At 62.4% G+C, this 6,182-nt stretch carries 6 protein-coding genes and 1 pseudogene; 1 reads left to right on the top strand and 6 read right to left on the bottom strand.

From position 1 onward, the window contains the following. Positions 1 to 1,157, bottom strand: a 1,157-nt coding sequence (locus tag EN884_RS21725) for an ATP-binding protein (RefSeq protein WP_245491963.1), incomplete at its 3' end; no start/stop codon positions are given. A 450-nt stretch (positions 1,158 to 1,607) separates the two neighbouring features. After that, a complete protein-coding gene (locus EN884_RS21720) occupies positions 1,608 to 2,177 on the bottom strand; it encodes an NADPH-dependent FMN reductase (RefSeq protein ID WP_063169841.1) in 570 nt (189 codons plus the stop codon). Positions 2,178 to 2,354: 177 nt separating this feature from the next. Between EN884_RS21720 and EN884_RS21715 the strand changes: the two genes are divergently transcribed. Next, on the top strand, positions 2,355 to 3,722 hold the full coding sequence (locus EN884_RS21715; RefSeq protein WP_013528196.1) for a cytochrome P450: 1,368 nt from the start codon (positions 2,355 to 2,357) through the stop codon (positions 3,720 to 3,722). Between the two features lie 29 nt (positions 3,723 to 3,751). On the opposite strand, the gene EN884_RS21710 is transcribed toward EN884_RS21715, so the two are convergent. The 4 genes and pseudogenes from EN884_RS21710 to EN884_RS21695 form a co-directional block, all read right to left on the bottom strand. After that, on the bottom strand, positions 3,752 to 4,729 hold the full coding sequence (locus EN884_RS21710) for a complex I NDUFA9 subunit family protein (RefSeq protein WP_024501904.1): 978 nt from the start codon (positions 4,727 to 4,729) through the stop codon (positions 3,752 to 3,754). A 93-nt stretch (positions 4,730 to 4,822) separates the two neighbouring features. Further along, positions 4,823 to 5,275: a DoxX family protein gene (locus EN884_RS21705; protein WP_013528194.1), complete on the bottom strand. Its 453-nt coding sequence runs from the start codon at positions 5,273 to 5,275 to the stop codon at positions 4,823 to 4,825. Positions 5,276 to 5,471: 196 nt separating this feature from the next. After that, positions 5,472 to 5,753, bottom strand: coding sequence for a hypothetical protein (locus EN884_RS21700; RefSeq protein ID WP_013528193.1), 282 nt, complete (start codon positions 5,751 to 5,753; stop codon positions 5,472 to 5,474). A 240-nt stretch (positions 5,754 to 5,993) separates the two neighbouring features. Beyond that, a pseudogene (locus EN884_RS21695) lies at positions 5,994 to 6,182 on the bottom strand (Ldh family oxidoreductase); the annotation flags it as partial.

Below are 6,182 nucleotides of genomic sequence, written 5' to 3'. Positions count from 1 at the left end.
GGGTGTTCTTCCAGCCAGGTGCCGAGCGCTTCGTTGACCAGGCCTTCGACGACAGGACGGACTTCCGACGAGACCAGCTTGCCCTTGGTCTGCGAGGAGAATTTCGGGTCGGGAACCTTGACCGACAGCACCGCCGTCAGACCTTCGCGGCAATCGTCGCCGATCAACGAGACCTTTTCCTTCTTGGTCAGCCCAGAGGATTCGCCATAGCCGGTGATCTGACGCGTCAGCGCGCCGCGGAAGCCGGCCAGATGCGTGCCGCCATCGCGCTGCGGGATGTTGTTGGTGAAGGCCAGCACGTTCTCGTGGTAGCTGTCGTTCCACCACATCGCCACTTCGACGGTGATCCCGTCGCGCTCCGCCCGGATGGCGATCGGCTTGTCGATCAGCGGTTTCTTGACGCGATCGAGATATTTGACGAATTCTTCGAGGCCTCCATCGTAGTGCAGTTCATGGCGCACGACATCGGCGTGACGGGCATCGGTCAAAATGATGCGCACGCCGGAATTGAGGAAGGCAAGCTCGCGCAGCCGGTGTTCCAGCGTGCCGAAGTCGAACTCGACCATGGTGAAGGTCTCGGCCGACGGGAAGAAGGTGATCTGGCTGCCGCTGCGGCCCTCATAGGTGCCCGGCTGCTTGTCCTGCTCATAGGTGCCGGTCGCCTTCAGAGGTGCGTCGGCATTGCCATGCGTGAAACTCATCTCGAAGATCTGGCCGTTGCGGCGGATCTTCAGCTTTAGCCACGCCGACAGCGCGTTGACCACCGAGACGCCGACGCCATGCAGGCCGCCCGAGACCTTGTAGGAATTCTGGTCGAACTTGCCGCCGGCATGCAGCTGCGTCATGATCACTTCGGCCGCCGAAATGCCTTCTCCGGTGTGGATATCGGTCGGAATTCCGCGGCCATTGTCGATCACAGTGACCGAACCATCGGGGTTGAGCGTCACGGTGACGAGGTCGGCGTGACCGGCCAGCGCCTCGTCGATGGCGTTGTCGACCACTTCATAGACCATGTGATGCAGGCCCGAGCCGTCGTCTGTATCACCGATATACATTCCGGGGCGTTTGCGGACAGCGTCCAACCCCTTCAAAACCTTGATGGAATCGGCGCCGTATTCGGCTTCAGCGCCGTTGTTGTTGTCGATCTGATCGCTCATGAAAACCTGTTGTCTGGATGCCGCCTGCACAGCGCGAAAAGTCCGCGCCGAATCGCGCCTCTGATATCGACTAGATATAGGCGCAAAAGGCGGTTTTTCCAAGGTTTGCAGGCATTTCACTGGGAATGGCCGGCTGCCAATGGCGGGCCTCCGCCGGCCCCCATTTCACTTCGGCCAGCGGTCCTTGAGAAACCTTGATCATGAACTTGTATCTCGGCGCCAGCCGCCTGCTGCGGTCGCGCCCCGGCGTCATGTCGGGCGGGCGGCCGGATCAGGCGGTGGTCGTCGTTGGCGATGACCAGGGCCAGGCGCCACCACTGCGGTGGCGGTGGTGAGCATAGGCAGCAAGGCAAACAGCAAGCGCAAATCGAACTGCCCCCCAGTTCGTTCCTGTGCACGACCACCTCTCTATGGCAGCAAACCGGGGTTTTTTGCGGAAGACCAGCGTTTTCAGCCTGCCCGCATCGGCTTCAAAGCCTCGCTCCAGCGCAGCAGCCCGTCGAGCATGGTTTTGGCTCCGCCCTGCACCTGTTCGCTGGCGTTGAAAGCGCCATTTTCGTCGAGCAGTTTCTGGTACATCGGCAGCGCGACGCCTTCCGGGATCGGCATGACACCTACCGAGGTCAGCAGCGGCTTCAGCGCTTGCGCCGCGCGCAGGCCGCCGGAGACGCCGCCATAGCTGAAAATGGCGGCTGCCTTGTACTTCCATTCGCGCGAGAGATAGTCGATCGCGTTGACGATCGCCGGCGCCACGAAATAATTGTATTCCGGCGCCACGAAGACGAAGGCATCGGCGGCATCGATCGCCTTGGACCAGGCTTTGGTATGATCGTTCTGGTAGTTGCCAAGCCTTGGATGGTGCGGTTCGTCCAGCACCGGAAGCTTGAACGCATCGATGTCGGTCAGTACAGGCTCGAATTTCCCGTGCTCGCGCGCGAACCTCTCCAGCCACTCGGCAAAAATCGGTCCGGCGCGGCCTGGCCGCGTGCTGCCGATGATGATGTTCAACTGGTGCTTCAAGCTGGGCTCCTGCGGTGGCGGTATCCATTGGTGACTGCCACCTAGGGCATGCCGCTCGGGGCAACAAGAAGGCACCTCGCGGTAACCGGTCACATTCCGGAGAGTAGGGCCTTGCCGTTCGGTCACATGGACGCCTGCTTTGCGGCCCACTACATTGGGTCATCAGCGGAGCACAGCATGGACATCCAGCCCGCCCCCTTCATTCCCCCGGCGCCGAAGCCGCGCACGACGCCGCCCTCGACGCTAGAGATGATCCGCATCGTCTACCGCAACCCGCTCGAATTGTGGGGTGAGCATACCTACAACGAGCCGTGGATCTCGGCGAACGGCGTTGGCGGACATCTGATCGTCGCCAATGATCCCGCCCTGATCCGGCATGTGCTGGTCGACAACGCCAGGAACTACAAGATGGCGACGGTGCGCCAGAAGATCCTGCGGCCGATCCTGCGCGACGGCCTGCTCACCGCCGAGGGCGAGGTCTGGAAGCGGTCGCGCAAGGCGATGGCGCCGGTGTTCACGCCGCGCCACATCTTCGGCTTCGCCCAGCCGATGCTGAGGCGCACGCAGGACTTCGTCACCCGTTACGAAGACGGCGGCACGTCTGACATCGCCCATGACATGACGCTGCTCACTTATGACATCCTGGCCGAGACGCTGTTTTCCGGCGAGATATCAGGCGAGCCCGGCAGTTTCGCCAACGAGATCGACCGCCTGTTCGAGACCATGGGTCGCGTCGATCCGCTCGACCTGTTGCGTGCGCCCGACTGGCTGCCGAGGCTGACCCGCATCCGTGGCCGCAAGACCATGGCCTATTTCCGCAAGATCGTCACCGACACGGTCAAGATGCGCGAAGCGAAATTCAAGCGCGATCCCGATGCCGTGCCGCAGGATTTCCTGACACTGCTGCTCAAGGCCGAGGGACCCGACGGACTGACGCGGGCCGAGGTCGAGGACAATATCATCACCTTCATCGGCGCCGGCCATGAGACGACGGCGCGTGCGCTCGGCTGGACGCTCTATTGCCTGGCTGAATCACCGTGGGAGCGCAACCGGGTCGAGCAGGAGATCGACCAGGTGCTGGCGCGCGAGCCCGATCCGACGAAATGGCTCGATGCCATGCCCTTCACGCGCGCGGCTTTCGACGAAGCGCTCAGGCTCTATCCGCCGGCGCCGTCGATCAACCGCGAGCCGATCGAACCGGAAATGTGGAAGGATCTTCATATCCCCAAGCACGCCGCGGTGCTGGTGATGCCTTGGGTCGTGCATCGCCACAGGAAACTGTGGGACCGGCCGGATGCCTTCCTGCCGGAACGCTTCCACCCGGGAAATCGCGAAAAGATCGACCGCTTCCAGTATCTGCCGTTTGGCGCCGGCCCACGCGTCTGCATCGGCGCCAGCTTCGCCATGCAGGAGGCGATCATCGCGCTGGCGATCATGCTGTCGCGCTTCCGCTTCGACACCACCGCCGAAACGAAACCCTGGCCGGTACAGAAACTGACCACGCAGCCGCAAGGCGGTCTACCGATGCAGGTCACGCCGCGTTAGGCGTGACACCTTCAGGCAGTTGCGCCGAATTAGGCCGCGGGCTTGCGTTGCTGGAACTGGCCGGCGGCGCGGTAGCGCCAGAGATAGCTGGGCAGGATCGTCGCGATCGACTGCGGCTGGATGCCTAGCCCCGCAAGCGTCCTGTTGGTCTGGTTGGCGGCGTCCGAAACGATGTTGTGCTCGCGCAGCTGCATCACCTGGTCCTTGGTCAGCAGCGGGTTGGGCAGGAGACCGAGGATCGAGGCCTGGATGTTGGCCACCCACCACGGAACCGGCACCAGCAGCCGCTTGCGCTCGATCACGTCGAGCAGCTCTTCCATACACTGCTTGAAGGTGAGCACCTTCGGTCCGCCGAGTTCATAGATCTGGCCGCCATCCACCTTGCCGTCGACCGAGCGCGCCACCGCTTCGGCCACGTCGCCGACATAGACCGGCTGAAACTTGGTCTGGCCGCCGCCGATCAGCGGCAGCACCGGCGAATAGCGCGCCATGTTGGCGAAGCGGTTGAAGAAGCCGTCTTCGGGTCCGAAATTGATCGACGGCCGGAAGATCACGGCGTCCTTGATCGTCTCCAGCACAGCCTTTTCGCCAAGCGCCTTGGTGCGCGCGTAGTCTGATTCGGAGTCCAGATCGGCGCCAAGCGCAGAAATGTGGGTCAGGCCGGCGCCGACCGAGCGCGCGGCCTCGGCCACTGCGCGGGCGCCGAACTCGTGCACGGCGGAGAATTTCTGCCGGCCGCTCTCATGCAGGATGGCGACCAGATTGACGACATGGTCGGCGCCTTGCACGGCGCGGTCTACCGACCAGCGCACGCGCACATTGGCCTGGACCGGCTGGATCTGGCCGACATTGCCGAGCGGCTGCAAATGGCCGGCGAGATCGGGCCGCCGGCAGGCGACCCGGATGCGATAGCCGCGCTTGGCCAACGCGCGCACGACATGGCGGCCGACAAAGCCTGACCCGCCAAAGACGACGACGAGCTTTGGGGTCTGCAGGATTTCGGTCATGGCTGGCTCCGGCGCTCGCAGGCTTGGCTGAAGCCGTTTCATAATCCGTTTCGTGCCAAAGGCAAAGGGCGACGCGTCGTCGCTATCAGCCTGTCAGAACGCTTTGCCGATACGGTTGTCGACCGAATGGCGGTTGCCGCCGCGAATGACGAAGAAGAGCAGGATCGCTGCCCACAGCAGCGACTTTTCCGCACCCGAATAGCCTTGGCCCATGGTGACCCAGTGGAACCAGACCGTGACCAGCAGCACGAACAGGCCGGCAAAGGCGGCCGGCCGCGTCAAAAAGCCGATGGCGATGAAGATGCCGCCAAAGAATTCAGTGCAGGCCAGAAGCAACGACCACAACGCGCCCGGATAGAAGCCGAGACCCTCGACCATCTCGGCAGCGCCGAAAGGATTGGTGATCTTCTGCGAACCGTGGATGGCGAGAAACCCGCCGGCGACGACGCGAAGAACGGTTTCGGCACCATCGTGCAGGGCCGCGTAAAACCTGCCAAGGACCGGGATGACAAGGGCGTTGCGGGGATTGTCCGTGCTTGCCGACATTGTAGCTCCTCTGTTTTGCTCAATCAGCGCAAACGGCCGATCAGGTTGGTCGAAGTCAAATAAACAAAAGTTGACCAAAACGAGAATGTTTTACCATCGTGCGATCAAAACGCAGAAAACCCCGCCGAAGCGGGGTTTTCCGGGTGACATCCATGCGAAGCCAGGGGCCGACGGCGCGGCCTGACCTGAGACGGTATCAGGAGGGCGTGAAGCAAGTACGCCCACCCCAGCCCTGAACATCCGACATGGTGCCACCAACCTTCTTGCAGGCGGCGACGAAATCAGCGCTGCAATTGGCGAATTTTGCATGGCCGTTCTTGCAGTAGTGGTCTTCGGTGGCCCCGCCGCTCGGGGCAGCGATGACACCCGGGCTGGACGGCTTGACCGGTGCGGCCTTCAGGGTGGCTGCCTGTGTGGCGCCCATGAACGAGCCGAGCAGAAGGACGGCGGTCAGCATGGTGATCTTGGTGTTGGTCATGGCAATTTCCTTTGATTTGGGTTGAGTTTTCCGAAGCGCGAAGGACCGGCCTTCGCGTGATGCAGGCTTTCGATTTCGGTTTGCTGCTTCCCTCGGTGTGGATCGGGCAAGCTCGCCTTGCCCTGGACAAAGCTGGGTCGCAGCAAGGCGCGGAAAGGTTCAGCGGCGCGCAAAGAAAATCGCACTGCGCCGCGCCTGCGGCGGACGAATTCCAGATAACTAATTGATATTTAATAATATTCAGGAAGAATAGCGTGCAGCGAATTCGGAAATGCGCTGCACCACGGCCTTCGATGCGGTAATGCCGCGCGCTTGCGCCTTCTCGGCGGCCTCTGCGCGGGCACGACCGGGCACATGCACGCCGAAGCGCCGCCGCAGCCGGTCAAGCTGGTCCTTCATTCGTTGCTCGAAATCTGGATCGAGCAGCTT

Origin of the sequence: Mesorhizobium sp. M7A.F.Ca.AU.001.01.1.1, assembly GCF_004022735.1 — a bacterium.
In the GTDB taxonomy this organism is placed as follows: Bacteria; Pseudomonadota; Alphaproteobacteria; order Rhizobiales; family Rhizobiaceae; genus Mesorhizobium; species Mesorhizobium ciceri.
Note: the sequence above shows the minus strand (reverse complement) of the source record. Positions and strands in the feature narration are given on the sequence as shown.

Bases quoted from the DNA above. Each gene is read 5' to 3' on its own strand.
- EN884_RS21705 (WP_013528194.1), bottom strand. From the start codon at position 5,275: ATGTCGGCAAGCACGGACAATCCCCGCAACGCCCTTGTCATCCCGGTC.
- EN884_RS21715 (WP_013528196.1), top strand. From the start codon at position 2,355: ATGGACATCCAGCCCGCCCCCTTCATTCCCCCGGCGCCGAAGCCGCGC.
- EN884_RS21700 (WP_013528193.1), bottom strand. From the start codon at position 5,753: ATGACCAACACCAAGATCACCATGCTGACCGCCGTCCTTCTGCTCGGC.
- EN884_RS21710 (WP_024501904.1), bottom strand. From the start codon at position 4,729: ATGACCGAAATCCTGCAGACCCCAAAGCTCGTCGTCGTCTTTGGCGGG.